Source organism: Streptomyces curacoi, assembly GCF_001513975.1.
Classification (GTDB): domain Bacteria; phylum Actinomycetota; class Actinomycetes; order Streptomycetales; family Streptomycetaceae; genus Streptomyces; species Streptomyces curacoi.
Genome location: NZ_KQ947988.1, coordinates 430198 through 455786 on the forward strand (window position 1 = coordinate 430198; position 25589 = coordinate 455786).

Annotated in this window: 15 protein-coding genes; 4 read left to right on the top strand and 11 right to left on the bottom strand. The window is 71.6% G+C overall.

The window, feature by feature from the left end; genetic code table 11:
* Nucleotides 1–161: 161 nt before the first annotated feature.
* A complete protein-coding gene (locus tag AQI70_RS18635) occupies nucleotides 162–452 on the top strand; it encodes a chorismate mutase (RefSeq protein WP_003998731.1) in 291 nt (96 codons plus the stop codon).
* 552 nt (nucleotides 453–1004) lie between these two features.
* Here AQI70_RS18635 and AQI70_RS18640 read toward each other — a convergent pair.
* On the bottom strand, nucleotides 1005–2234 hold the full coding sequence (locus AQI70_RS18640) for a hypothetical protein (RefSeq protein WP_063801603.1): 1230 nt from the start codon (nucleotides 2232–2234) through the stop codon (nucleotides 1005–1007).
* 247 nt (nucleotides 2235–2481) lie between these two features.
* On the opposite strand from AQI70_RS18640, the gene AQI70_RS38600 reads away from it, so the two are divergent.
* On the top strand, nucleotides 2482–3534 hold the full coding sequence (locus AQI70_RS38600) for an LPXTG cell wall anchor domain-containing protein (protein WP_062151140.1): 1053 nt from the start codon (nucleotides 2482–2484) through the stop codon (nucleotides 3532–3534).
* Between the two features lie 135 nt (nucleotides 3535–3669).
* Here AQI70_RS38600 and AQI70_RS18650 read toward each other — a convergent pair whose 3' ends face one another.
* The 8 genes from AQI70_RS18650 to AQI70_RS18685 form a co-directional block, all read right to left on the bottom strand.
* Nucleotides 3670–5475 carry a GMC family oxidoreductase N-terminal domain-containing protein gene (locus AQI70_RS18650; RefSeq protein WP_062151143.1) on the bottom strand — a complete coding sequence of 602 codons (1806 nt, stop codon included), beginning with the start codon at nucleotides 5473–5475 and terminating at the stop codon, nucleotides 3670–3672.
* Nucleotides 5476–5516: 41 nt separating this feature from the next.
* The gene (locus tag AQI70_RS18655; protein ID WP_062151146.1) at nucleotides 5517–7130 is read right to left on the bottom strand and encodes a succinic semialdehyde dehydrogenase; all 1614 of its coding nucleotides are present in this window, start codon (nucleotides 7128–7130) and stop codon (nucleotides 5517–5519) included.
* A gap of 120 nt (nucleotides 7131–7250) precedes the next feature.
* The gene (locus tag AQI70_RS18660; RefSeq protein WP_062151149.1) at nucleotides 7251–9077 is read right to left on the bottom strand and encodes a serine/threonine-protein kinase; all 1827 of its coding nucleotides are present in this window, start codon (nucleotides 9075–9077) and stop codon (nucleotides 7251–7253) included.
* A gap of 38 nt (nucleotides 9078–9115) precedes the next feature.
* Nucleotides 9116–10756, bottom strand: coding sequence for a serine/threonine-protein kinase (locus AQI70_RS18665; protein WP_079051358.1), 1641 nt, complete (start codon nucleotides 10754–10756; stop codon nucleotides 9116–9118).
* Nucleotides 10757–10849: 93 nt separating this feature from the next.
* Nucleotides 10850–12070, bottom strand: a complete 1221-nt coding sequence (locus tag AQI70_RS18670) for a serine/threonine-protein kinase (protein WP_079051359.1) — start codon at nucleotides 12068–12070, stop codon at nucleotides 10850–10852.
* Between the two features lie 74 nt (nucleotides 12071–12144).
* A complete protein-coding gene (locus AQI70_RS18675) occupies nucleotides 12145–13842 on the bottom strand; it encodes a serine/threonine-protein kinase (RefSeq protein WP_062151154.1) in 1698 nt (565 codons plus the stop codon).
* A gap of 162 nt (nucleotides 13843–14004) precedes the next feature.
* Nucleotides 14005–16704 carry a protein kinase gene (locus AQI70_RS18680; RefSeq protein WP_062151157.1) on the bottom strand — a complete coding sequence of 900 codons (2700 nt, stop codon included), beginning with the start codon at nucleotides 16702–16704 and terminating at the stop codon, nucleotides 14005–14007.
* Between the two features lie 184 nt (nucleotides 16705–16888).
* The gene (locus AQI70_RS18685; protein ID WP_062151160.1) at nucleotides 16889–19048 is read right to left on the bottom strand and encodes a serine/threonine-protein kinase; all 2160 of its coding nucleotides are present in this window, start codon (nucleotides 19046–19048) and stop codon (nucleotides 16889–16891) included.
* A gap of 220 nt (nucleotides 19049–19268) precedes the next feature.
* Between AQI70_RS18685 and AQI70_RS18690 the strand changes: the two genes are divergently transcribed.
* Nucleotides 19269–20309, top strand: a complete 1041-nt coding sequence (locus tag AQI70_RS18690) for a serine hydrolase domain-containing protein (RefSeq protein WP_062151163.1) — start codon at nucleotides 19269–19271, stop codon at nucleotides 20307–20309.
* Between the two features lie 235 nt (nucleotides 20310–20544).
* On the opposite strand, the gene AQI70_RS18695 is transcribed toward AQI70_RS18690, so the two are convergent.
* Complete coding sequence (locus tag AQI70_RS18695; protein ID WP_062151166.1) at nucleotides 20545–22251, bottom strand: glycerol-3-phosphate dehydrogenase/oxidase; 1707 nt, start codon at nucleotides 22249–22251, stop codon at nucleotides 20545–20547.
* 262 nt (nucleotides 22252–22513) lie between these two features.
* Here AQI70_RS18695 and AQI70_RS18700 point away from each other — a divergent pair, with 262 nt between their 5' ends.
* A complete protein-coding gene (locus AQI70_RS18700) occupies nucleotides 22514–23722 on the top strand; it encodes a nucleotide sugar dehydrogenase (protein WP_062151169.1) in 1209 nt (402 codons plus the stop codon).
* 641 nt (nucleotides 23723–24363) lie between these two features.
* Here the strand turns inward: AQI70_RS18700 and AQI70_RS18705 are convergent.
* A complete protein-coding gene (locus AQI70_RS18705; RefSeq protein ID WP_062151172.1) occupies nucleotides 24364–25488 on the bottom strand; it encodes a GuaB3 family IMP dehydrogenase-related protein in 1125 nt (374 codons plus the stop codon).
* Between the last annotated feature and the right edge of the window lie 101 nt (nucleotides 25489–25589).

Consider the following 25589-nt stretch of genomic DNA (forward strand, 5'->3'; position numbering starts at 1 on the left):
TCTTTACCTATGGCACCCGGCCCGCCGGCTGCCATGGTCGTGCTGCTTGAGCAACTGACAAGCGACTTCCCAGGCGCCCCGGGCCGACAAGGTCCGGGGCGCCTGTCGTTTCCGGATCCTGTCGCTCCGGGGCACCTCCCCCATCCACGAGGAGCCCCGAAATGACCGCCACGACCGCCATCGACGTGACCGGCGCCCGCACCACCGAGGCCGCGGACGTGATCACCGGCGCCCGCGAACGCATCGACGCCCTGGACGACCGGATCATCGGGCTGATCCAGGAACGTATGGCTGTCTCGGCCGTCATCCAGGAGGCGCGGATCAACTCCGGCGGCCGCCGGGTGAACCTCTCCCGCGAGATGGAGGTCCTCACCCACTACAGCGAGGCGCTGGGCAAGCCGGGCACGTCCCTCGCCATGACGCTCCTCGAACTGTGCCGCGGTCGCATCTGAATTCGAACCCCTTCTCACCCGTACGGCGCGTGACGCCTCCCGCACCCCTTCGTTGGTACCGGTGTCCGTGCCAGCCAGGGGCGGGCCCGAAAGAACCACGCGTGGCTCGCTGGAGCGATGAGACGTACGGATCGTGCCGCACGTCGTGGGACCTCGCTCCAGGAAGTGACCGGACGGCAGGGGACAGCAGCCCGGTCACCCAAGAGAACGGCCGGCTCCGGGGACGCCCGGGGCCGGCCGGCGGAAAGTGCGAGAAGGTCTGAGAAGCACAAGAAGGCGTACAAGCCTGGGTCAAGCGGTTGCGGTGGTCGCGACCATCCAGCACGATGCGTAGCAAGCCCCGAAGTCCCGCTCCACGACGTCCCACCACAGACAACTGCATGTTCGTCCGGCTGTGCGCTGTCGCACTGCCAGAGGTCGAGACCACATCAGCGGCGCAATCCCCCGGCGCCGCTTCCCAGGCACCGATGCTGCCCTGACGTCGGTGCTGACGAAAGAAGGGCCCCGCGGCTCCGTCCCGCGGGGCTCTTCTCATGCCGGTCGACCGTCCGCTCAGGTCCGCGAGACGGTGCCGCACTCCTCGCCGGCCCCGTCCAGCCCCCTGCTGCGGTCGTACGGATCGACCGCCTCGCCGGAGGGCCGGCGGTCGGCGTACAGATCGGCCCGGAACATCGGCTGGATGCGCCCGTCGCCGTCCCGGCAGTTGTCGTTGGAGATCTCGGCGTTGAGGTCATGAACCCAGATGTGCCCCTCGGTTGCCTGGAACTTGACGGGATCCGGGACATTCACCTCGACGATCCGGCGGACGATCGTACGGACCACCTCCTTGCCGCCTCCGGCCCTGGCCAGCGGATACACGAAGGTGTAATCAGCCCGGATCAGCGCCTGTCCGGCGGTGCCACCGGGTTCGACGGTCATACGGCCGCGGACCCTCACGTCAGGGCCGACGAGCTCGACCCGGTCGGGGTCGAAGCGGGTGAAGGTCCACGTGGGGTCGTTTTCCACCGTGGGGCGACGAAGCCCGGCGCGCAGCTCGGACAGGTAGTCCTTCTGCAGCGGGTCGATGAGTGCCAGCGCCTTCTTCGGTTGGGCGCCGTTCAACACCTCGCGGTCGAGGTTCGAGGCGACCAGGAAGTCCTTGGTCAGCCGCAGGGCCGTCTCGATCCGCGCGGCCGAGACACCGGCGACGGCCTTGGCCTTCGGCACCTCGATGGCGTCGGCGCCGGCGGCCCAGCGCTGGGCCGGGGAGCCGGTGAACGGCCGCTTGCGCGTGGGCAGACCGGTGGTGCCGGCGGGCGCGCCGCTGGGCCGGCCCGTCTCCGGAGCCAGCGGCGACGCCGACGCCGCGGCCGCCTCGGGCGCCGCACCTCCGGGCAGCCAGGACAGCGCGGCGGAGGGATTGAGGGCGATCACGGCCACCGCGACGGCCAGCAGCACGCCGAGCGCGCTCCACACGGTCCGTCGCCGCGAGCCCCGGCCGTTCATCTCCTGCCAGGCGGGGCCGGTACGCCACCCTTGCGGCTGCCACTGCCCGGCGGGCGCCTTCTTCCTCCCCCAACGGCGTTCGGCGCGCGACTTCCGGGCCTCCGCCTCGTCCAGCGCGCGCAGCCGTTCCGCCACCATCCGGGCCCGTGCGGACGGCTCCTTCGGGGCCGAGGCGGCGTCGCGCTCGGCATCCTGGACGAACTTCTCCCAAGCGTCGTCCGGAATGGGTGAACTCTCGGGCAGTGGGCCCTTGAGCTCGGCTTCCGGTCTGGGCTCTTCGGACGGCTTGTCGGCCACGGTGCTGCGCGCTTCCTCTCCAGGGGCTGTGGGCCGGCTGAGCGTACGTCAGTTGGGAGGCGCGGAGCGGAAGTTCATGCGATGTGATGTAGGCCACATAAGAAACCTGTTAGTGACGGCACAACCATTCACAGCGGTCACCGATCAAACCGTGCGAACCAAGGGCCACACCCGCGCCCCACACGCGGAGGCCTCCCTCTATACGCGTGTTGCGTCGTCGCAGCACTCCGGACTTTCTGAGGTCTTCATGAAGCTTCGCCGTGCCCTGGCCGCCGCAGCCACGACGGCTGTCATAGCACCGATCGCGCTGCTGTCCGCGCCGGCCGCGTTCGCCACGGACGAGACGTCGACGCCGACAGCGTCGGAGAGCACGCCGGCGGCGGAGGAGAGCACTCCCGCGGCCGAGGAGACCACACCCGCGGCCGAGGAGTCGACCCCGGCCGCCGAAGAGAGCACGCCGGCGGCGGAGGAGAGCACTCCCGCGGCCGAGGAGAGCACGCCCGCCGCCGAGGAGTCGACCCCGGCCGCCGAAGAGAGCACGCCCGCCCCGGAGGAGAGCACCCCCGAGGAGGAGGAGCCGCTTCCGTACTGTGAGGAAGTCGACGAAGACTTCGCCGAAGAAGCACTGGACGTGCAGGTCAGCGCCCTGCCCGGCAAGATCGTGGCGGGCAGCGGCTGGCACTCCTTCTCCCTGAAGGTCACCAACACCTCCGACGTCACGCTCAAGGACGTCGCCTTCTACGCGGAGGTGGAGAGCACCAAGTACTGGGAGACCTGGAAGCCGACTCTCAGCCCGTACGTGGACCTCCAGTTCCGCAACCCGACCACGAACGCCTGGGAGGGCATCGAGGACGAGGACGGTCTGGCCGGTGGCTACTTCTGGGGCACCGACATGATGAAGCCCAACGACTTCAACAAGATCGACCTGCGGGTGAACATCCACAAGAACGCCCCGGCCGGCGAGGCCTACCACTTCGGCACCGGTGCGTACATCGACAACATCAACGGCGAGGACTGCATCGCCGAGGGCTTCGGCGACGGCTGGTTCTTCGACGTCCTGCCCGCCGGCTCGTCGAACGAGAACCCGGGCCAGGCCAAGCCGGGCGCGGAGAAGCCCTCGTCCGGTTCCCCGGAGAAGCCGCAGGGCGGCGTCAGCGAGCAGCCCGTGACCGGCAGCCTCGCGCAGACCGGTTCCAGCTCCGTGCTGCCGACCATCGGTCTCGTCGGTGGTGCCGCCGTCGTCGCCGGCGTCGGCGCGGTGTTCGCCGTGCGTCGTCGTAAGGCCGGCGCCGAGGCGTGAGCGCCCCGGTAAGAACCAGCAGTGAGCAGTAGCGAGGCTCACCGCAAGACGGAGAAGGACCCGCACTCGGAGGGGGGTGCGGGTCCTTCTCCGTGCTGGAGCGGTGGAGCGCTGGAAGGCTTGCTTACCGGCCGCTCACTTCTTCGGCGGCACCGCCGGTATCCCCAGGAACGGCAGCCGCAGCGCCCCGAACGCCTCCGCCGGCACCGCCGGTGACATCGGCTCGACCGGCTTCAGGCGTTCGTACGCCGCTCCCTGCGGCGGGCGCGGGTCGGCCTCGCCCTTGTTCGGCCAGTACGACATCGCCCGCTCGGCCTGCGCCGTGATCGTCAGTGAGGGATTGACGCCCAGGTTGGCCGACACCGCCGCCCCGTCGACGACCGAGATGCCGGGGTGGCCGTACAGGCGGTGGTACGGGTCTATGACGCCGGTCTCGGGCGAGGAACCGATCGGGCAGCCGCCGAGGAAGTGGGCGGTGAGCGGGGTGCCCATGAGTTCGCCGACGTTGGAGCCGGCGAAGCCGTTGATGTCCGCCGCGATCACCGACGCGGCCTCCGACGCCGCTCTGATCTGCTTGGGGTTGGGGGAACCGTGGCCCTGGCGGGCGGTCAGCAGGCCCTTGCCCACGCCGTCCGGTTTCAGGTACGTCGTCAACGAGTTGTCCAGCGACTGCATCACCAGGCCGATGATCGTCCGCTCCGACCAGCGGCGGTTGGAGAGGGAGCGCAGGACCAGCAAGGGGTGGCGGGCCGCGTTCGCCAGCCAGGCCCCGACCCGCGACCGCCCCTCCGCGTACGGCACCTGCAGGATCGACAACCCGCCCATCGAGTTGGAGCCCTTGCCGTAGCGGACCGGCTCGATGTGGGTGTTCTCGTCCGGGTGGATCGAGGAGGTGATGGCGACTCCGCGGGTGAAGTCGACCTTCGGCTCGCCCGTCGCCTTGCGGTAGCGCCGGTTGTCGGTCTGCGCGCCGACGAGGGCCTCCGAGTTCGTGCGGGTGAGTTCGCCCAGCTTCGGGGAGAGGTAGGGCAGTTGGCCGCCCGCCTTCATGCGGTGCAGGAGGGTCTGGGTGCCGTAGGTACCGGCCGCCAGCACCACCCGGCGGGCCTTGAACAGCCTGCCCGCGCCCTTCTTCTTCCGGTCGGTCGGCAGGGTCGCCACCGCGTACCCGCCCTGCGAGTCGTCCGTGATCGAGACGACCGTCGTCAAGGGGTGGACGACCGCGCCCGCCTTCTCGGCGAGGTAGAGGTAGTTCTCGTTGAGGGTGTTCTTCGCGCCGTGGCGGCATCCGGTCATGCACTCGCCGCACTCGGTGCACGCCTTGCGGGACGGGCCCGCCCCGCCGAAGTACGGGTCGGACACCTCCTGGCCCGGCCTGACCCGCGCCGCCCCCTCCGCGTCCTTGCCGTCCCCGAAGAACACACCGACCGGCGCCATGTGGAAGGTGTCGCCGACGCCCATCCGCTCGGCGGCGGCCTTCAGGTGGATGTCGGACGGGGTCATCGTCGGGTTGAGCCGTACGCCGAGCATGCGCTGGGCCTGGTCGTAGTACGGCTTCAGCTCCTCCTGCCAGTCGGTGATGTCCCGCCACTGGGGGTCGTCGAAGAAGGCCTTCGGCGGTACGTAGAGGGTGTTGGCGTAGTTGAGGGAGCCGCCGCCGACGCCCGCTCCCGCCAGCACCATGACGTTGCCCAGCAGGTGGATGCGCTGGATGCCGTACATGCCGAGCCTGGGGGCCCAGAGGTAGTTCTTCAGGTCCCAGGAGTTCCTCGGGAGGGTTTCGCGGGTGAAGCGGCGGCCGGCTTCCAGGACGCCGACGCGGTAGCCCTTCTCGGTCAGCCGGAGCGCGGTGACGGAGCCGCCGAACCCCGATCCGACGACGATGACGTCGTAGTCGTACCCGTCCTCGTCCCGGGTCCGGACAGACTTCTCCTGTGACACGTGCTCTCCTCGTTGAGAACGGGTGCTGGCTTGCGGGTTGTCTAGCGGAAGCGGAACGCCTTCATCAGCCGCAGGCTCCTGCTCATGAACTGCGCGTACTTCTCGTCGTCCATCCCCAGTGAGGGGGCCATCGGCAGCAGGCGCTGCTGGGCGACCGTCTGGGCCTCCGTGTACTTGAGGATGCCCTCGGAGCCGTGGCGGCGGCCGAGGCCGGAGTCCTTCATGCCGCCCATGGGCGACTGGACGCTGCCGTAGGCGGGGGCGTAGCCCTCGTTGACGTTGACCGTGCCGGTGCGCAGGCGGGCGGCGACCTCGCGGCCACGGCGGCCGTCCTTCGTCCAGACCGAGGAGTTCAGGCCGTACGGCGTGGAGTTGGCAAGCTCGATCGCCTCGTCCTCGGTCTTGAAACGGTAGATCGAGACGACCGGGCCGAAGGTCTCCTCGGTGCAGACGGTCATCTCCGGCTCGACACCGTCGAGGATGGTCGGCTCGAAGAAGTACGGGCCGATGTCGGGCCGCGCCACACCGCCCGCGACGAGCTTCGCGCCCTTCGCGACGGCCTCTTCCACATGCCGGGTGACCGTCTCCAGCTGCCGCTCGCCGACCAGGGAGCCCATGTCGGCGCCGTAGGCGAGGGACCTGCCCAGGCGCATCGCCTTGGTGCGGGCGGCGAAGCGCTCGACGAAGGCGTCCGCGACGGACTCGTGGACGTAGAGGCGCTCGATGGAGATGCACAGCTGGCCGGCGGAGGAGAAGCAGGCCCGCACGGCGCCCGCGGCGGCCTTCTCGATGTCGGCGTCCGCCAGGACCAGCATCGCGTTCTTGCCGCCGAGTTCGAGAGAGACGCCGACCAGCCGGGCGGCGGCGCCCTGGGCGACCTCGCGGCCGGTGCGGGTGGAGCCGGTGAAGGAGACGTAGTCGGCGTGCCTGACGACCTCGGGGCCGACGACCGGGCCGTCACCGAGGACGACCTGGAAGACGTCGGCGGGCAGGCCGGCCTCGATCAGCAGGTCACGGGCCCACAGGGCGGTGAGGCAGGTCTCCGTGTCCGGCTTCATCACGACCGCGTTGCCCGCGACGAACGCCGGCAGCGCGTCGCCGACGGACAGCTCCAGGGGGTAGTTCCAGGGGGCGATCTGGCCGACGACTCCCCGTGGGTGGCGCAGCTCGGTGACGCGCGTGAGCGTGGGCATGGCACCCGCGTGCCGCTTCGGCTTCAGATAGGCGGGTGCCTTACGGCCGTAATGGCGGGCCGCGACGGCTACGGCCTGCACCTCCTCGTGGGCGTGGAGGCGGGCCTTGCCGGTCTCCAGCTGGATGAGGTCGAGGACCTCGGCCTGGCGTTCGAGCATCAGGTCGTGAAAGCGGAGCAGGACGGAAGCACGCTGCCGCACGGGGACCTGCGCCCAGACGGCCTGCGCCCGGCGGGCCGCCTCGAAGGCCTTCTGGACGTCCTCGGGCGTGGACTCGGGCAGGTCGGCCAGCTTCTCGCCGGTGAACGGCGTGTGGTTGGCGGTGCGTCCGGAGCCGACCACGCCCTTGGTCAGCTGGGCCACCAGCTCGGGGGTGACCACGTCGGCTGCGGTACGGGCGCCCTCCGGGGCGGGGGCGAGGGGGTTGGTGCCGGTCTTGGCCGGGGCCTGCGCTTCCGTCATGACGCGCAGGGTATGCGGCAGCGGAGGCTTTGTGTACCCGTCGGTAACGCGGATTCACCGAGTGCTCACACGACGCCAGTGTCCACTGGCAACAAACGCGCTGATCAGGGCGTTGCCGACTCACCCAATCTCAAGTCGGTCACGGGCGCCCTTGAAGACCGCGGTGCCCTTCTTCTCCGTGGGTGTGCCCTTGGGCATGTCGACGCGCAGTTCGTACATGCGGTCGTCACCGGTGACCACGATCAGCTGCATGACGCGGGACGGGGACTCCTCCATGTCGTAGGTGGTGTCGGAGAGGACGGCGTCGTGGCCCTTGAAGGTGGTGCGGGTGGACTGGGTGCTGGCGTCGTGGTTGTAGCTGTCCCAGGTGTCGTGCGCGTACTGCGCCTGGTCCAGCAGCGGGCGGGGGGCCTTGTCCCACTGGGTGAGGCGGACCTGGACGAGGCCGATGTCGTAGACGACGAGCCGGGGCTGGTCCGTGGCGCTGCCTTCCCGCGCGGCCTCCTTGTACTCGGCGGGGAGGGAGAGGACGGCGTCCATGTCCTTCTCCGGGTGAGCGACCCAGGCGTCGGCGGTGGGGGTGGGGGTGGGGGGTGTCTTCGAGGTCGGGCCGACCGAGCTGTGGGTGGGACTCGTCTCCTTGGTGTCGTCGCCCTGGTCGACGAGGAAGGAGGAGGTGGTGAACCCGGCACCGGCCACGAGGAGGACACCGAGGGCGGCCAGAGGAACGGGGCGCAGCCAGGAGCGGCGCCTGGGCTTCGGGGATGCCGTGGAGGCGGTCGCCGGTTCGGGGGGCGGTTCGGCTGTCTTGCCGGGCTCGGAGTCGGGCTCGGGTTCGGGCTCCGGCTCTGGCTCTGGCTCTGGCTCTGGCTCTGGCTCGGACGTCGGCTCGGGCTCCGACGTGCCCGCCGGTTCGGACACCGGTTCGGACACCGGCTCGGAGGCCGCCGCGGACACCGGCTCGGAGGCCGCCGCGGAAAGCCGTACCGTCCCCGCGTCCTCCGCGAACTCCCGCAGCCCGGAGGCGTTCTGCGGCGCGGTGACGGCCTCATCCCCGGAGGGATCCGGCACCGGCCACCCCTCCATCACCGCCTCCAGAACGGCCTCGACCTCCTCCGCGCCGGGCCGCCGCTCGGGATCCTTCACCAGCAGCCGTACGATCAACGACCCCAGCGGCCCCGCCTGCTTCGGCTCGGGCGGATCGGCGGCGAGGATCGCGGCGAGCGTGGACTCCAGGGTCGTACGGCGAAAGGGCGACCAGCCCTCCACGGCGGCGTACAGGAGCACGCCCAGCGACCACAGGTCGGAGGCGGGACCGGCGCTGCGGCCGGACATCCGCTCGGGGGCGATGAACTCCAGGGAGCCGACGAACTCGCCGCTGGCGGTGAGGGATTCCTCGCCCTGGACATGGGCGATGCCGAAGTCAGTGAGGACGACGCGGCGATGGGGGTGCCCCCGCTTGAGCGCATTCGAAAGTGGGGGTGGGCCGAGCAGGACGTTGGCGGGTTTGACGTCCCGGTGGACGATGCCGACGGCGTGGGCGGCGCGCAGGGCGCCGAGGACGGCGGCGCCGATGCGGGCGGCCTCGGTCGCCTCCACCGGCCCGCGCTGGAGGACCTCGTGCAGGGACTCGCCGCGGACCAGCTCCATGACGATCCAGGGAAGCCCGTCCTCGACGACGACGTCGTGGATGGAGACGGCGGCGGGGTGGTCGACGCGGGCGGCGGCGCGTGCCTCACGGTAGAGCCGGTGCGCGGCCCGCTGATGGGCCGCGTCCTCCGGGTCGCCGGGCAACCTCGGCTGCTTGACGGCCACGTCACGTTCCACCAGTTCGTCGAACGCCCGCCAGACGGTACCCATCCCGCCGGAGCCGATGCGCTCGACCAGCCGGTAACGCCCGCCGATCACCCGCCCGTTGGGGCCGGTGCCGCCACCGTGGTTGCTCATGCCCCATGACTACCCTGCGGGGCGGGGCCTTGGCCAGTTCAGAGCTTGTCGATGTCCAGGTTCGCGATGGCCGTCCTCGCCACCTCACGTCCGCGGTCCGTGAAGTCGCCCTTGCCCGGGTAGCTGATCGTCAGCTTGTACATGTCGCCCGCCGACGTCTTGTAGTAGAAGATCTTCAGCTCGCGGGGGCGCGGGTTCTGGCTGTCGGTGGTGGTGTAGACGATGGTGTTCTCGGCCGACGGCTTGCCCTGGTACTCGGTGTCCTTCGGAGCCGTCCCGGGGTTCTCGGGCATGGACAGGTCGTAGTTGCCCTGGCCCTTGAACTCCTCGTTGTCGGCGTACATCTCGGCCGCGGCGGAGTTCTTGATCTCGTTCGAGGTGTCCTCGGACTTCCTGGCGACGTTCAGCCCGATCCAGATGCTGCCGCTCCAGTCCGAGTACGTGACCCAGTTCTTGTCCGTGTCGTCGGCGTCCGGCCTGTCCGCCTGGTAGGCCTCGGGCACGGTCAGCGTGGCGCCCAGCTTCGGCTGCGCCCGCTGAGTCCAACCGTCCGGCAGCGGTCCCGCGAACGGCTCGGCGATCACCAGATACGCCGTCACCGCCGCCGCGACGACCGCCGCACCGAGCCCGAGCAGCGCCTTGCGCCCCAGCCGGACACCGCCCTTGGCGTCGGCGGCGACCCGCACGACCTGCGTGGCGGCGGCCGGCGCCGGCGGGTTGGCCGCCTGTTCCAGCAGCGCACGGGTCTGCGCGGCGTTCGGGCGGCGCGCCGGGTCCTTCTGGAGCAGGCCGTTGATGGCTTCGGCGAGCGGGCCCTGCGCGGAGGCGGGCGGCGCGGGCGCGGCGTTGAGGACGGACTGGAGGGTGGCCGGGGTGTTGCTGCGGCGGAACGGCGAGACACCCTCCGTCGCCGCGTACAGGACGACGCCCAGGGACCACAGGTCGCTGGCCGGTCCGGGCCGCTGGCCCAGCACCCGCTCGGGCGCGATGTACTCGGGCGAGCCGACGAAGCCGCCGGTGTCGGTCAGATTGGTCTCGCCCTCGATCTGGGCTATGCCGAAGTCGGTCAGGACGACACGGTCGTGGCGGCCGAGGAGGACGTTGTCCGGCTTCACGTCCCGGTGCAGGATGCCCGCCGCGTGCGCGGCCTCCAGCGCGCCGAGCACTTCGAGGCCGATTCGCGCCGCTTCCCGGGCCCCGAGCGTGCCCTCCTGCAACGCGTCGCCCAGCGAACGGCCCTGCACCAGCTCCATCACGATCCACGGCCGGCCGTCCACGACCGCGACGTCATGCACGTTCACGACCGCCGGATGGTCGAGCCGGGCCGCGGCGCGTGCCTCGCGACGCATCCGCTCGAAGGCGTTGGCGCGTTCGCGTTCGGGAAGGTGATCCGGTACGCGGGGCTCCTTGACGGCGACCTCGCGGTCCACCGTCTCGTCCTTCGCCCGCCAGACCGTGCCCATGCCGCCGTGCCCGAGCTTGGCGAGCAGCCGGTACCGGCCCGCGATCAGCCGCCCGGCACCAGGGTCCGGCGCGGGTGCGGGCTGATGCGGCACCTGCGGGGCGGACGCGGCGTACGGGTTGTCGGGATGCGGTACGGCCACCGGTGGACTCGGCGGTTGCAGAACGAAACTCGTTGGCTCGTCGGATCCTTGAGGGGCTCCCCCGTTGCTGCTCATGGGTTCATCCATATCGCGGCAAGCGCTCCAGGATCCACCTGGAACGCTTTCCGGTCACAGACCCGTGACCCCGGTCGCCGCTTATGTCCCCTTTCAGGGCGAGGCGGAAGCGTCGCTGAGCGAGGAGGAGGTGCCGAGCGAGGGTGACGCGCTGAGCGAGGGTGACGCGCTGAGCGATGAGGATGCGCTGAGCGATGAGGATGCGCTCGGTAAAGGGGATGAGCTGCGCGAGGGCGACCCACTGGGCGTCCGGGAGGGGCTCGCCGTACCGGTCGGCTCGGCCGAGGTCCCCGGCGCCGAACTGGTCGGCACCACACCCCCGTCCCCGCCCCCTTTCACCAGCAGGGCCGCCGCCGACACCCCCGCCACCGCCATCGCGGCGACCAGCAGAGCGGCGGCCAGCACACTGCGCGGGGAGTACCGGCGCTCCGCGCTGCCGAACCGTTTCGGCACGGGCCCGAGCCCCGACTGCACGGGCATGAGCCCCGTCTGTACGAACTCCCGCAGCATCCACTCCGCCCCGGCCGCGTCCAGCCGCCGCCCCGGGTCCCGCTCCAGCAGCCCCTGGACGACGGGCAGGATCGGCGCCGCCTGCGCGGGCGGACGTATCTCGTCGGACACCACGGCGAGCACGATGCCGCTCAACGAGTCGCGCCGGAACGGCGACTCGCCGCTCAGAGCCGCGCACAGCAGCGCGCCCACCGACCACAGGTCGGAGGCGGGCCCGGTCCTGGACCCGAACATCCGCTCGGGCGCGGTGTACTCGGGCGAGCCGACGAAGGACCCGGACTCGGTGAGCGTGCTGGCACCCGCCACCTGGGCGATGCCGAAGTCGGTGAGGACGACGCGGTGGGTGCCGTTCTCGATGAGCACGTTGGCCGGTTTGATGTCCCGGTGCAGCACTCCGGCCGCATGGGCCGTGCGCAGCGCGCTCAGCAGATCGGCGCCGATCCGGGCGGCTTCCCGCGCGTCCACGGGCCCGTGCGTCGCGATCCGGTCGGCGAGGGAGTCGCCGTCGACCAACTCCATGACGATGTACGGGCGTTCGTCGTCCTCGATGACGTCATGGACGATGAGGACGTTCGGGTGGCTGAGCTGCGCGACCGCCTGGGCCTCACGCAGCGTGCGCTCGCGCTGCCGCCGGGCCTCGGACGCGGAGAGCGTCTCGTCGAGGGGAAGCTCCTTCACCGCCACGCGTCGCCCGAGCAACTGGTCGATCGCCTGCCATACGACGCCCATACCGCCGCGACCGAGCCTCGACTCAAGACGGTAACGCCCCGCGATCACACGGAAGTTCTCCCCCTCGGTCCCCATGCGCCCCATCATGCCGCACCGGACGGATCGACTCCGGGGCGTCGATCGGCCAACTATGCAAAGCAGCAAAGAATTCAGGAGCCGTTCGGCAGCCAGCCCTGCAGCACCGCCGTGAACTGCTTGCGCGTGGTCTTCCAGTCCCTCGCGGGCGAGGACATGTAGATCGCGTACTCCGTGCCGTCCCGGTCGATGTACGCCTGGTCGATGGCGCGGCGCGGCCCGGGGAAGGGCACGTCCTTGGCCTGCGCGGTCCACGTGTACTCCCACAGGGAGCCCTCGCGGTCGCGGTAGAGGTTCTTCCTCAGGGACACCGTCCGGTAGCCGACAAGGCGCTGCCCCACCTGCTCCGCCAGGTCGCGCTGATGGTCGTGGGCGTTCGCGAAGTCGGGTGAGGTGTCGACGGCGATGCGCACGAAGTGCTCGCCGCCGTCGGGCGTGTAGTCGACCTGCTGAAGGCCGTCGATCTCCTTGCCGACCACCTCACGCTTCCAGCCCTTGGGCAGAAGGAGGCTGAAGCCGAGGGGGTCGTCGACGCGGACCCAGGAGGCCGGCACGCCGCCCGCCGTGCTGCCCGTGTCGGTCGCCGTGGGCGTCGGTGACGGCGAGGTCGAGGCGGACGTGCCGCTGCCCTTCGGCCCCCACTTCTGCAGGACCACCGCGGTTCCGCCGCCGAAGACCGCCGCGAGCGCGACGACCAGGGCGAGCGTGCGCAGCCGGCGGCGCCGGGGCGGCCGGGCGGGCGTGGCACCGGTGCCGGTGCCTGTGCCTGTGCCTGTGCCGGTGGTGTCGTACGGCGGGCCGATCGTCGTCGGAGCCGTCATCGGGGGGTACGGCGTGCCGGTCGCCGCCGCCGTCCGGGTGCGCGTGGCCGTGCCGGTGCCCAGGGGGCCCGTGCGCGCCTCCGGATCGTTCCGGGTGAGCTGGGTCGGCACATACGCCTGCGCCGCGCTCGGCCGCCGTCCCTCCGCCGCCTCGGCCAGCATCTGCTCGGCCTCGGCCGCGCCCGGCCGGGTGGCCGGATCCTTGCGCAGCAGGGCGGTGATCACGGGCGCGAGCGGGCCGGCGCTCAGCGGCTCGGCGGGTTCCTCGTCGACGACCGCCTGCATGGTGGTCAGCGGCGTGGTGCGGCGGAAGGGCGAGCGGCCCTCCACGGCCGTGTACAGGGTCGCGCCGAGCGCCCACAGGTCGGAGGCGGGGCCCGGGTCGTGGCCTCGGACGCGCTCGGGGGCGAGGTAGTCGACCGAGCCGACCACCTCTCCCGTCCGGGTGATGGTGGTGTCGCCCTCGATCTGGGCGATACCGAAGTCGGTCAGCAGGACACGGCCGTCGTCCTCGGAGACCAGCACGTTGCCGGGCTTGACGTCACGGTGCAGAACACCGGCGGAGTGCGCGGCGCGCAGCGCCCGCAGCACCCACAGGCCGATCCGGGCGGCCTCGGTCGGTTCGACGCGTCCGCGCTCCTTGACCGCGTCGGCCAGCGAGTAGCCCTCGACCAGCTCCATCACGATCCATGGCCGCCCGTCGTGCTCCAGCACGTCGTGCACGGTGACGACGGCGGAGTGGTTGATGCGCGCGGCGGCGCGCGCCTCGGCACGGGTGCGCGCGAGCAGCCGCTCCCGGTCGCTCTCGGAGACGTAGAGCGCGGCGGTCAACTCCTTGATCGCCACCGCCCGGTGGAGCACCTCGTCATGCGCACGCCATACACGGCCCATACCGCCGCTGCCGATCGAGTCGGCGAGCCGATAGCGCCCCGAAACGAGCTGGCCCTGCATCTGATTCACGTCGCCCCGCAATGTTCTTGACAGGGTCAGATTAAGGACCGGCCGACGTGACCGGAACCACGGGGGTGCCATGGAGACCGCACTGTGATGGTTGTCGCTTCCAGCGCCGGGAAGCAACCGCGACGTACTGTCACCCAGGGTTCGCGGGCGGAATCAGCCGGTGACCCGATAGGTCGCCGACGCCTGCTCGAACAGCCGCGTCACCTCGTCCCGCTCGGCCTCCGGACCGCGCACCTGCACCACGTGGTACCGCCCGTCGACCAGCATCGCGAGATTGCGCACGAACAGCTCGCGCCCCTCGTCGTCGGTCCAGGTGAACTGCCCCTCGGCCATGGTCCGCTCGCCGACCTGGATGGTCTTCAGCCCGCTGGAGGAGGCCCAGCTGGAGTCCCGGTACGGCTGCAACTCACGCTCGTGCTCCCGCTGGTAGACCATCGGGTCGCTGCCGTACCGCTCCGCGGTGTCCCGGCCCGGTACGACGATGAGGTCGAAGTCGCCGTGCGAGTACACGACCTGCCCGCGTCCGTTCTCCGGCGTGCGGTCCCAGCCGTTGGCCACGGCGATCTGGAAGCCCGCCGGGTCCTCGCGCAGGGTGAAGCCGTCGGGGAGCTCGGGGCCGGTGGTCTGTGTCTCGGTGGAACCGGCCGACTCCGAGGGGTCGTTGCCGGACCCCGGTGAGGTCTGGTCGGGCCGCGGCTCACTGCTCGCGTCGGCGGACTGCTCGGGCGCCGCCTGAGTGGCCTGGCCCGCGGCGCCGGTGCGACCGGCGTCGGCCGTGCCGCCGCCTCCCGGGTCGGCCTTCGGCATGAACAGCATGGCGTAGGCGATCGCCGCGGCCATGCCGAGCAGGACGAGCAGCAGCAGCGTACGGCCGAGTCGCTTCGGCGAACGCGCCTCCTGCCTGGCCCGCTTGTGCCGCCCGTGATGCGCGGGCAGCCCGGCCCGCCGACGGCGCACCAGCTCGCCCCGGCGCCGCACGATCGGCAGCCGGTTCGGGTCGGCCGGCGGGGCGGCGACGACATGGGCACCCGCCTCCGGCTCGGGCGCGGACCGCACCAGCGACCGCAGCCAGCCCCGCAGCTCCTCGAAGTCGAGGCGGTCGGTGGGGTCCTGACGCAGCAGCGACTCCACGACCGGCCTGAGCGGCCCGCACTCCTCGGCGAAGGCGGGCGGCTCCGCGCACACCAGCTGCACCAGCTCGGCCGTCGACTCCTCCGGATACGGCGCATGCCCCTGCACGGCACGGAACAGCAGCGCCCCCAGCGCCCACAGGTCGGTGGCGGGCCCGATCGGCGCGGCCAGCTGCCAGTTCTCATGCACCGGCCCGGCCTGCTCCGGCGCCCACCGCTCGGTCACCGGCCCGACGACGGCCATCCGCGCCTGCCGGGCTCGCTCGGCGGCGAGCGCGGTGGTGGGGCCGCGGCGGACGGGGGCGCCGGCCACGAGGTCGTCCCAACGGGCGGGCGGGTCGGGCGACTTGCTGAGGGAGGGCGGGGTGGGCGCGCCGACCTGTGAGGGCACGCCGTGCACGGGGGCGCCGGGAGAGGGCACGCCTCCGACGCCCGGTGCGGGCACGCCCGGGAGCGGAGGCGTGCCGGGGCCGGGCTGGGCGTCCGGGCCCGCCGGGGGAAGTGCCGTGCGGCCGAGGCCGTCGTCCGTCGCGGCGCCACCGGCTCCGCTCCTGGGCATGGCCCCGTGCCAGGGCGTGGCCTGCACGCCGTACGGGTCGGCTATCTGCCCCGAGGGTGTGGTGGTGCCGCTGCCGAAGGAGTACGGCTGCTGCGCCGAGCCGTTGGCCTGGGCGGCCGGGCCGTCTTCGGGCGCCGGGCGGGCACCGGGCAGTGCGGCTCGCCCGCTCTGCTGCGCCTCCTGCACCCGGGCCGCCGCACGGGCCCCCGCCCGATACGCCGCGATCGCTCCGGCCCGCGCGGCCCTGATGTCCCCGCCGGTTTCGAGGGCGCCGCGCGGTCCCGCACCGGACGCTCCCGTCCCGCTGCCCGCGCCGGCCCGGGGCACCGGCAGTCCCCCGGTGGCCCGCGCCTCGATGGCGGCACGCCGGGCGGCCTCGGGATCCATGCCACCGACGCCGGTCCCGTCGATCCCGGGCGCGCCCGCCCCGCTCACCCGCGCCTGAAGGGCGGCACGCCGAGCAGCCTCCGGATCCTCACCCCCGGCACCGGGCCCACCGTCGAACGCCCCGGTCCCGCCGCCCCCGTCGGTGTCCTCCACCGGCACCGGGTCATACCCGCACAGCGCCTCCTCCGCGGCCCCGACCGCCAGCCCGGTCAGCATCACCCGGCCGTCGTCGCAGACGAGCACCGTGCGCGCGGTGATGTTCCGGTGGACCCAGCCATGGGCGTGCAGCACCCGCAGCGCCATGAGGACGTCGGAGGCGACCTCGGCCGCCCGATACGGCGTCAGCGGCTTCTCGGCGAGCAGCGCGGCCAGCGGGCGCGCGGCCACCCACTCGCTCACTATCCACAGCGAACCGCCCTCGGCGAACACGTCGAAGACCTGGTCCAGCCGCGGATGGTCGGGGATCCGCGCCGCGGCCTGCGCCGCCTCGACCGCCCGCCGCACGGCGGGATCGCTGGGCCGGCGCGTACTCGAACGCGCCGAGGGCCGCCGCAGCCCCCCGCGGTCCCGTGCGTCCCGAGCGGTGAAGCCGTCGGGCAAACCCTCGGCGTCGAGCACCTCCGCCTCGACGACCTCCGGCAACGGCACCTGCCGGACGAGGACTTCCTGCCCGCTGTAGGTGTCGAAGGCCCGGGTCTCGGTGAGTTCGTACTCGTCGGAGGGCGGCAGGGGCAGGCGGTAGCGGTCGGCGAGCACCCGACCCGCATAGTCGTCCACGTTGCCTCCCCCGGCCGCCCGGTGGTCAATTCCGCTCGCCCTGCGTCCCGTTCCCGACGCACGACTGAATGCGTACGGTCCGGAAGCACTCACGATACGTGCCGGAGGCAACTCGCAAAGAGCGGTTGCCGTATCTCACGCCTCAATCCCCGCCGCCGCGAGCCCAAACCGAATTTCGCTCACTTCACGACTTCGGCTTGAACGAACCCGTCAGCGTCTTCCAGGTGTCCTTGCGCAGGCCACTGTCCCAATTCGAGGCTTTCGCGGTGTACATCAGCGCATGTCCGAGATCGTCGGACACGACGAACCCGCGGTCGATCGTCCGGTACTTCGTACCGCCCTCGACATAGGTGAACTCCCAGTCGGCCGTGTTCCAACCGCGGTAGTCCACCTCCTCTATTCGGATCCTCTTGTACTGCGAGCGCACCATGCCGCGCTCCTGGTTCTTCCAGTCCGCCACCGGGTCGTCCTTCGGCGTGGTCGTCCAGGCGACGAGCAGCTTCTGCCCGTCGGGCCCGGTGAACCGGTCGCCCGCCGGCCCCGAGGACTGGAACTTCCATCCCTTCGGCAGCCCGATCGAGTACCCCTGGCTCCCCTTGTGGGTCGAGACCACCCCGCTGTCGCTCCCGGACCCCGCCTCGGCACCGCTCCCGCCGGTCGCGCTCGCTCCGGCGCTCGGCGTACGCCCGGCCTCCGCCCCGGAACCCGAACCCGAACCCGACGACGCGGACGCGGAGTTCTCGCCGTCCGTATGAGTCCCGTTGCTCTCGTCCTGCTTGGTGTCGGCGCTCGCGCTCGCGCCGGCGGAAGCCTTGGGGCCGCCGCCGCTCGCGGAAGCCTTCGACCCGTCACCGTCGCCGTCGAGCGCAAAGGCCAGCACCACACCGAGCACGGCCAGCACCACGACCACCGCGATGATCACCAGCGTCCGCTTCGGCACCACATCGGTGAGCGGCGCCCTCGGCACGGGCCGCGGCGGCAGATCCGGCGGCGGCATCACAGGCCACCCCGAACTCCGCCCGGCACTCTGCCCGTTCACCGTCTGCGCATCCCGCTCACCGGCCCCGGCACCCTCACCGGCCTCCGCACCGGCCTTGGCCTCGGCACCGGCGACGGACCCGGCAGCCACGCCCGCCCCGGCACCGGACGCCCGGCCCGAAGTCCCGGACCCCGACGACGCCCCGGGCTCACCGGCTCCCGTGGACGACCCGCCGGCCGTACCACCGCCGGTCCCCGCAACCGCCGTGCCACTGCCGGACTTGGCACGAGCCACAACCGCCGATCCGGCCGTCCCCGCGCTCGCCGCGGCCTTGCGCACCGAACGCAGCGCCCCGCGCAACCGCTCAGCGGCCTCCTCGCCCCGCTTGGCCCCTGACCCGGCGCCGCTGCCCGAACGGCCCTTGTCCGCGGGTCCGCCGGGCTGTGGCGGCAGCGGCACGACCCTCGTCGCGTCCAGCTCCGGCTCGGACTTGGGCTCGGGCGCGTGGATGACGGCGTTGAGCATCGCCCGCGCACCGGCGTCGTCGAGCCGCTTGGCGGGGTCCTTGGTGAGCAGGCCGTAGATGACGTCCTTCAGCGGTCCCGCGTTCTTCGGCTCCTCCAGCGGCTCGGTCATCACCGCCGTGAGCGTCGCGATCGCGGAGCCCTTGTCGTACGGCGGCACACCCTCCACCGACGCGTACAGCAGCCCGCCCAGCGACCACAGGTCGGCCGCCGGGCCCGGCTTGTGGCCGCGGGCCCGCTCCGGGGAGATGTAGGACGGCGCGCCGACGAGCATGCCGGTCGACGTGATGGACGGGTCGCCCTCGACCTGGGCGATGCCGAAGTCGGTGAGCACGACCCGGCCGGTGTCGGTCTCCAGCAGGACGTTCGACGGCTTCACGTCGCGGTGCAGGATGCCCTCGCGGTGCGCGGACCGCAGCACGTCGAGGATGGCCAGGCCCACCTCGGCCGCGCGCTTGGGCTCCAGGAGGCCGTCCTCCCGGATGACCTCGGCGAGCGACTTGCCCTCGACGAGTTCCATCACGATCCACGGCCGGTCGTCCTCGTCGACCACGTCGAACACCGTCACCGCGCTGTTGTTGCGGATCCGCGCGATCGCCTTGGCCTCACGCAGGGTGCGCGTGATCAGCCGCCGCTTCTCCTCCTCGTCGATGTTCGACGGGAACCTCAGCTCCTTGACGGCGACGGTCCGCCCCAGCGTCTCGTCCACGGCACGCCACACCGTGCCCATGCCGCCCCGGCCGAGCACTTCGCCCAGCCGGTACCGCCCCGCCAGGAGACGCTCGCGGTTGTCCTGACGAGTGTCCTGACGAGATGTCCCCGCCCGCTCCGCCTCCGACATGCGTCCCCTCATACAACCCGCATACAACCCGCCCTGACAGAGCCTCCATTGTCTCTCACCCGACAAGTGCCCGACGCCCAGGGTGCCCCTCGTCCCAGCAGGCCACCGCAGGACCCGAACCTCCCGGTCGCGACACACCCGGACCCCGCTGAATCGCACGTTCCGCCGCCCGGCATGATGAGCCGCGACAAGGGAAGGACGCGCCATGGCACGACCGGCGATGCCGCCGTTTCGAACACTGGTGACCGTCTCCGTGGCCCTGGCCCTCCTCGCTCTGACCCCGGCCGCGCCGGCACCCACGGCACCGGCGACGGACGCCCTCCTCCCGCTGCTCGTCACCCGGGGCAAGGCCCCCGCCGCGGCCCTGCTGGCCCGCGAGGAGACCGGCAGCCGTTACGCCCGGGCCGGCCAGGGCATCGCCCGCACCGACCACTTCCGCGCCGGCAGCATCACGAAGACCTTCATCGCGACGGTCGTACTGCAACTGGCCGTCGAGCACCGGCTGTCCCTGTCCGACACGGTGGAGCAGCATCTGCCGGGCCTGGTGCGCGGGGTCGGCAACGACGGGCGCGCGCTGACCCTTCGTTCCCTGCTGACCCACACCAGCGGCCTGTACGACTTCGCCGCCGACACCAAAGGCGCCGTCCCCCTCACGCCGCTTCAGGCCGTGCACATCGCACTCACCCACCCCCCTGCCGACCGTGGCAGCTATTCCTACTCGAACACCAACTACGTTCTGCTCGGCCTGGTCGTCGAGCAGGTCACCGGCCACTCCTACGCCGCCGAGGCCGAGCGCCGCGTCATCGTCCCGCTGGGTCTGACCGGCACCTCCTTCCCTGGATCCCGCACCACTCTTCCCTCCCCGCACGGCCGTGCCCTCGCCACCGACGGGGCCGACGTCACCGAACTCGACCCGCGGGTGGCTGGGGCCGCGGGCGAGCTGGTGACCACGCTCGCCGACCTCGACCGCTTCTATGCCGCCCTGCTCGGCGGCCGGCTGCTTCCCCCGCGCTGGCTGCGCGAGATGCTCGACACCCGTGCCGCGCATGGCTCGTACGGCATGGGCATCTTTCCCGTGAAACTGCCGTGCGGCACCGTCGTATGGGGGCACAACGGGCGCATCTCCGGCAGCTACGTGCGCTCCGCGGCCACCGTCGGCGGTCGTCGTGTCCTTACCTTCCGGGTGAACACGACGGCGATCGCAGCTCCCGGTCTCGAACCCCGGCTGCTCTCCGCCGAGTTCTGCCCTCGCACCTGGTAGAACGGACGAGGTTCGAGCGGATATCCCGACTCCGGCCACCCGTTCGGGTGACGTTCTCCCGCCGTCGGCGCGCGTTCGGCCGGCGTCGACCCGACCGACGACCAGCAACCACCAACCGGCGGCCCGACGACCAGCAACCAGTAGCCACCAACCGGCGCCCGACAACCAGCCACCAGCCACCAGCCACCAGCCACCAGCCACCAGCCACAACTGTCGGCGGGAATCCGCCGAAGCACTACAACGGCACGATGTCCGGCGCCCCCAACCGCGCCGCGTCCGCCGTCAGATCGTCCGGCTGCCGCTGCGACTCCCGCTCGGCCTCCACCCGCTTCCGGTAGTGCTCGATCTCGCGCTCGACATGGTCCTTGTCCCAGCCCAGCACCGGAGCCATCAGCTCGGCCACCTCGCGCGCGCACCGGGTCCCCCGGTCGAACGTCTCGATGGAGATGCGCGTACGCCGCGTCAGCACGTCGTCCAGGTGCCGCGCCCCCTCGTGCGAGGCGGCGTAGACGATCTCGGCGCGCAGATAGTCGTCGGCGGTCTGCAGGGGCTCGCCCAGCGTCGGATCGGCGGCGATGAGCTCAAGCACCTCCTCCGTCAGCGATCCGAACCGGTTCAACAGGTGCTCCACCCGCACCACATGAAGCCCCGTCCGCGCCGCGATCCGGGCACGCGCGTTCCACAGCGCCCGGTATCCCTCCGCGCCCACCAGCGGAATGTCCTCCGTGACGCATTCGGCGACCCGCATGTCGAGCCCGTGCACCGCCGCGTCCACCGCGTCCTTGGCCATCACCCGGTATGTCGTGTACTTGCCGCCGGCCACGACGACGAGCCCGGGGACGGGGTGCGCCACGGTGTGTTCGCGCGAGAGCTTGCTGGTGGCCTCCGACTCGCCGGCGAGCAGCGGCCTCAGCCCCGCGTACACACCTTCCACGTCGTCCCGCGTCAAGGGCACCGCGAGCACCGAGTTCACGTGTTCCAGCAGGTAGTCGATGTCCGCGCTGGACGCGGCCGGATGCGCCTTGTCGAGGTCCCAGTCGGTGTCGGTCGTGCCGACGATCCAGTGCCGGCCCCAGGGGATGACGAACAGCACGGACTTCTCGGTACGCAGGATCAGTCCCGTCGAGGAGTGGATGCGGTCCTTGGGCACGACCAGGTGGATGCCCTTGGAAGCGCGCACGTGGAACTGGCCTCGCTCTCCCACCATCGACTGCGTGTCGTCGGTCCACACACCGGTCGCGTTGACGATCTGCTTGGCGCGGATCTCGTACTCCCCGCCCGCCTCGACGTCCTGCACGCGGGCGCCGACGACGCGTTCGCCCTCGCGCAGAAACCCGGTCACGCGCGCCCGGTTGGCAGCCTTCGCGCCGTACGCCGCCGCGGTACGCACGAGGGTGGCGACATAGCGGGCGTCGTCCATCTGAGCGTCGTAGTACTGCAGCGCGCCGACCAGCGCGTCCCTCTTCAGGGCGGGGGCGACGCGCAGGGCGTGACGTCGGCTCAGGTGGCGGTGCAGCGGCAGGCCCCGCCCGTGGCCGCGGGCCATCGACATGGCGTCGTAGAGCGCGACGCCGGAACCGGCGTACAGGCGCTCCCAGCCCTTGTGCTGCAGCGGATACAGGAACGGCACCGGCTTGACCAGATGCGGGGCGAGCCGCTCCAGCAGCAGGCCGCGTTCCTTGAGGGCTTCCCGTACGAGCGCGAAGTCGAGCATCTCCAGATAGCGCAGGCCGCCGTGGATCAGCTTGCTGGACCTGCTGGACGTGCCCGACGCCCAGTCCCGGGCCTCGACCAGGCCGGTGGACAGTCCGCGGGTCACCGCGTCGAGGGCGGTGCCCGCGCCCACGACGCCACCGCCCACGACCAGTAGGTCCAGCTCGCGCTCGGCCATTGATGCGAGTGACTCGGCGCGCTCCGCCGGGCCCAGTGTCGCTGTCCTCACCGCTGCCTCCCGCTCATCGGTCGCGTAGGCCGCACCCGTCGGGCGAAGCCCGGTTCGTACCCCCCATGCCCAAATTCTGACCGGGTTGCCCGACTTCAGCCACCACGCGCCCCCAGCCTGTGGACAACACTCACGGAAACGCGATCATTCAATGCCGCAAGTAGGTCATATTTACTCCTAGTCTGACATTGCGCTCCCTCGTCCTGTCCACAGGGCTTGCGCACCTGCCCCGCTTCGGTTATTGGGAAGGACGGCCCACGCCATGCCCGCAGATCTCGCCGTCATCGGACTCGGCCCGTACGGCCTGCCCCTGGCACAGGCCGCCGTGGCCGCCGGCATCGCCACGCTCGGTTACCGGACCGGGCCCGAGGCCGCCTCTCTCAGTCCCGCCGAACTGCGCCGGATGCTCTCGGGGGGCTTCCGGCACGCCACCAGCCCCGCCGAGCTCGGCCGCGTGCGCACCGCCGTCATCTGCGCACCGACCCCGGCCGGTGCGGACGGCGGGCTCGACCTGAGCCAGGTGGAGGCCGCCGCCCGCACCCTGGCCGCACGACTGCGCCCGCACACCACCGTCATCCTGGAGTCGCCCGTACTGCCGGGCACCACGGAGAACATCCTGCGGCCCCTCCTGGAAGAGGGCTCGGGACTGCGTGCCGGCCGCGACTTCCACCTGGCCTACTCCCCCAGCCGAGTCGACCCCGGCAACCGCGCCTTCACACCGGCCAACACCCCCAAGGTGATCGGCGGCTTCACACCCGCGTGCACCGAGTCGGCCGCGGCCTTCTACGGCCGCCTCACCGACAAGGTGGTACGCGCGCGTGGACTGCGCGAGGCGGAGACCGTGCAGGTGCTGGAGACCAACTTCCGGCACGTCAACATCGCGCTCGTCAATGAAATGGCCGTCCTCTGCCACGACATGGGCGTCGACCTGTGGGACGTCATCCGCTGCGCGGAGACCAAACCGTTCGGCTTCCATGCCTTCCGTCCCGGCCCCGGCGTCGGCGGCCACGCCGTCCCGCAGGACCTGACCGCCCACGCGGGCCGCACCCTGCGGATGGTCGAGCTGGCCCAGCAGGTCAACAGCCAGATGCCCCGGTACGTCGTCCAGCGCGCCGCCACCCTCCTCAACGAGCACGGCAAGTCGGCCCGGGGCGCCCGCGTGCTGCTGCTCGGTGTCACCTACAAGCCCGACCTCGCCGACCAGCAGTCCACGCCCGCCCAGGAGGTCGCGATCCGCCTGCTGGAGCTGGGCGCCTGCATCAGCTATCACGACCCGTACGTCCCGTCCTGGAGCGTCCTGGAGCGTCCAGTGCCGCGCGCGGACGCCCTGTACGAGGCTGTTGCGGAGGCCGACCTGACGATTCTGCTTCAGCAGCATCGGACGTATGACTTGCAGGGGCTGTCGGTGAAGGCACAGCTGTTGCTGGACACGCGGGGGGCGGCGCCTACGGGGGCGGCGCATCGGTTGTGACAGGGGGCGCGTGGGCGGGGCGGGCACCCGGGGCTGGTGGCATGCGGGGCGCGGCGCGGGTACCTTACGGAGACAGGTGGAGCCCACCGCAGCGGGTACTGCGGCAGGCTCCTGGATGGATCACGGAGTGTCCGCCCCTAGTTGCCTTGGGGGCGGCCGCTCACCATCCGCCAACAAGGTGGAGCCCACCGCAGCGGCTACTGCGGCAGGCTCCTGGATGGATCACGGAGTGTCCGCCCCTAGGTCGCTTGGGGGCGGCCGCTCACCATCCGAAAATTCGCAAGATCCACCTCCTCCGGCACTTCACCGTCCACAGACGGATCCGGTCCCAGCGGGTGGGCTTGCGGTGGCGACCCATCGGCGCCCCCTTCCACGACACCGCCCAGTAGCCCGGTGGACGGTCCGTCGGAATCGGGCCGGGCCCCGAGGGCGGGGTCCGGACCAGGTCCTTGGAAGGGGGCGCTCCAGCAACCCGGGGCGCCGATACGGACGTTATCGCTGTCAGGCCGGCTGACCAGGCCGTATCCGCCTCGAACGCAACCACGCGCCCCCGCGCCACGCCACACGCCCCGCGTGGCGCCCACGGCATGCGAAGGGGCCGGTCGCCTCACAGGCGACCGGCCCCCATCACGCCGTACGGACTACCGCATGTGCTGCGAGTCCGCCACCGTGACCTCGACCCGCTGGAACTCCTTCAGCTCGCTGTACCCGGTCGTAGCCATGGCCCGCCGCAGCGCACCGAAGAAGTTCATCGAACCGTCGGGAGTGTGCGACGGCCCCGTCAGCACCTCCTCGATCGTGCCGACCGTCCCCAGGTGGACCTTCTTGCCGCGCGGCAGCTCCTCGTTGACGGCCTCCATGCCCCAGTGGTGGCCCTTGCCCGGCGCGTCCGTGGCGCGGGCGAGCGGGGAGCCCATCATCACGGCGTCCGCGCCGCAGGCGATCGCCTTGGGCAGGTCGCCGGACCAGCCGACGCCACCGTCCGCGATCACGTGCACGTACCGGCCGCCGGACTCGTCCATGTAGTCACGGCGGGCCGCCGCCACGTCAGCGACCGCCGTGGCCATCGGGACCCGGATGCCCAGCACGTTGCGCGTGGTGTGCGCGGCGCCGCCGCCGAAGCCGACCAGGACGCCCGCCGCGCCGGTGCGCATCAGGTGCAGGGCCGCGGTGTAGGTGGCGCAGCCGCCGACGATCACCGGGACGTCGAGCTCGTAGATGAACTGCTTCAGGTTCAGCGGCTCGTGCGAGGACGAGACGTGCTCCGCGGAGACCGTCGTGCCGCGGATGACGAAGATGTCCACGCCCGCGTCGACGACCGCCTTGGAGAACTGCGCGGTGCGCTGCGGGGAGAGCGCGGCGGCCGTGACCACGCCGGAGTCGCGCACCTCCTTGATGCGGGCGCCGATCAGCTCCTCCTTGATGGGAGCGGCGTAGATCTCCTGGAGCCGGCGCGTGGCGGCCTCGGTGGGCAGCTCGGCGATCTCGTCGAGGAGCGGCTGCGGGTCCTCGTACCGCGTCCACAGCCCTTCGAGGTTCAGCACGCCGAGGCCGCCGAGCTCGCCGATGCGGATCGCGGTGGCCGGGGAGACGACCGAGTCCATGGGGGCGGCCAGGAACGGCAGCTCGAAGCGGTAGGCGTCGATCTGCCAGGCGATCGAGACCTCCTTCGGGTCCCGCGTACGACGGCTCGGGACGACGGCGATGTCGTCGAAGGCGTACGCCCGGCGGCCGCGCTTGCCGCGCCCGATCTCGATCTCAGTCACGTCTGTGGCCTTTCCCTGATGCGTTTCAGCGTCTTCCAGTATCGCCGACGGGTACGACAAGGGCGGCCCCGGATGCTCCGGGGCCGCCCTCGGTACGGCTC

What these genes read in the sequence shown, in the direction of transcription:
- AQI70_RS18635 (WP_003998731.1), top strand. Translation starts at nt 162, where the DNA reads ATGACCGCCACGACCGCCATCGACGTGACCGGCGCCCGCACCACCGAG.
- AQI70_RS38600 (WP_062151140.1), top strand. Translation starts at nt 2,482, where the DNA reads ATGAAGCTTCGCCGTGCCCTGGCCGCCGCAGCCACGACGGCTGTCATA.
- AQI70_RS18655 (WP_062151146.1), bottom strand. Translation starts at nt 7,130, where the DNA reads ATGACGGAAGCGCAGGCCCCGGCCAAGACCGGCACCAACCCCCTCGCC.
- AQI70_RS18660 (WP_062151149.1), bottom strand. Translation starts at nt 9,077, where the DNA reads ATGAGCAACCACGGTGGCGGCACCGGCCCCAACGGGCGGGTGATCGGC.
- AQI70_RS18665 (WP_079051358.1), bottom strand. Translation starts at nt 10,756, where the DNA reads ATGAGCAGCAACGGGGGAGCCCCTCAAGGATCCGACGAGCCAACGAGT.
- AQI70_RS18670 (WP_079051359.1), bottom strand. Translation starts at nt 12,070, where the DNA reads ATGGGGACCGAGGGGGAGAACTTCCGTGTGATCGCGGGGCGTTACCGT.
- AQI70_RS18675 (WP_062151154.1), bottom strand. Translation starts at nt 13,842, where the DNA reads ATGCAGGGCCAGCTCGTTTCGGGGCGCTATCGGCTCGCCGACTCGATC.
- AQI70_RS18685 (WP_062151160.1), bottom strand. Translation starts at nt 19,048, where the DNA reads ATGTCGGAGGCGGAGCGGGCGGGGACATCTCGTCAGGACACTCGTCAG.
- AQI70_RS18690 (WP_062151163.1), top strand. Translation starts at nt 19,269, where the DNA reads ATGCCGCCGTTTCGAACACTGGTGACCGTCTCCGTGGCCCTGGCCCTC.
- AQI70_RS18700 (WP_062151169.1), top strand. Translation starts at nt 22,514, where the DNA reads ATGCCCGCAGATCTCGCCGTCATCGGACTCGGCCCGTACGGCCTGCCC.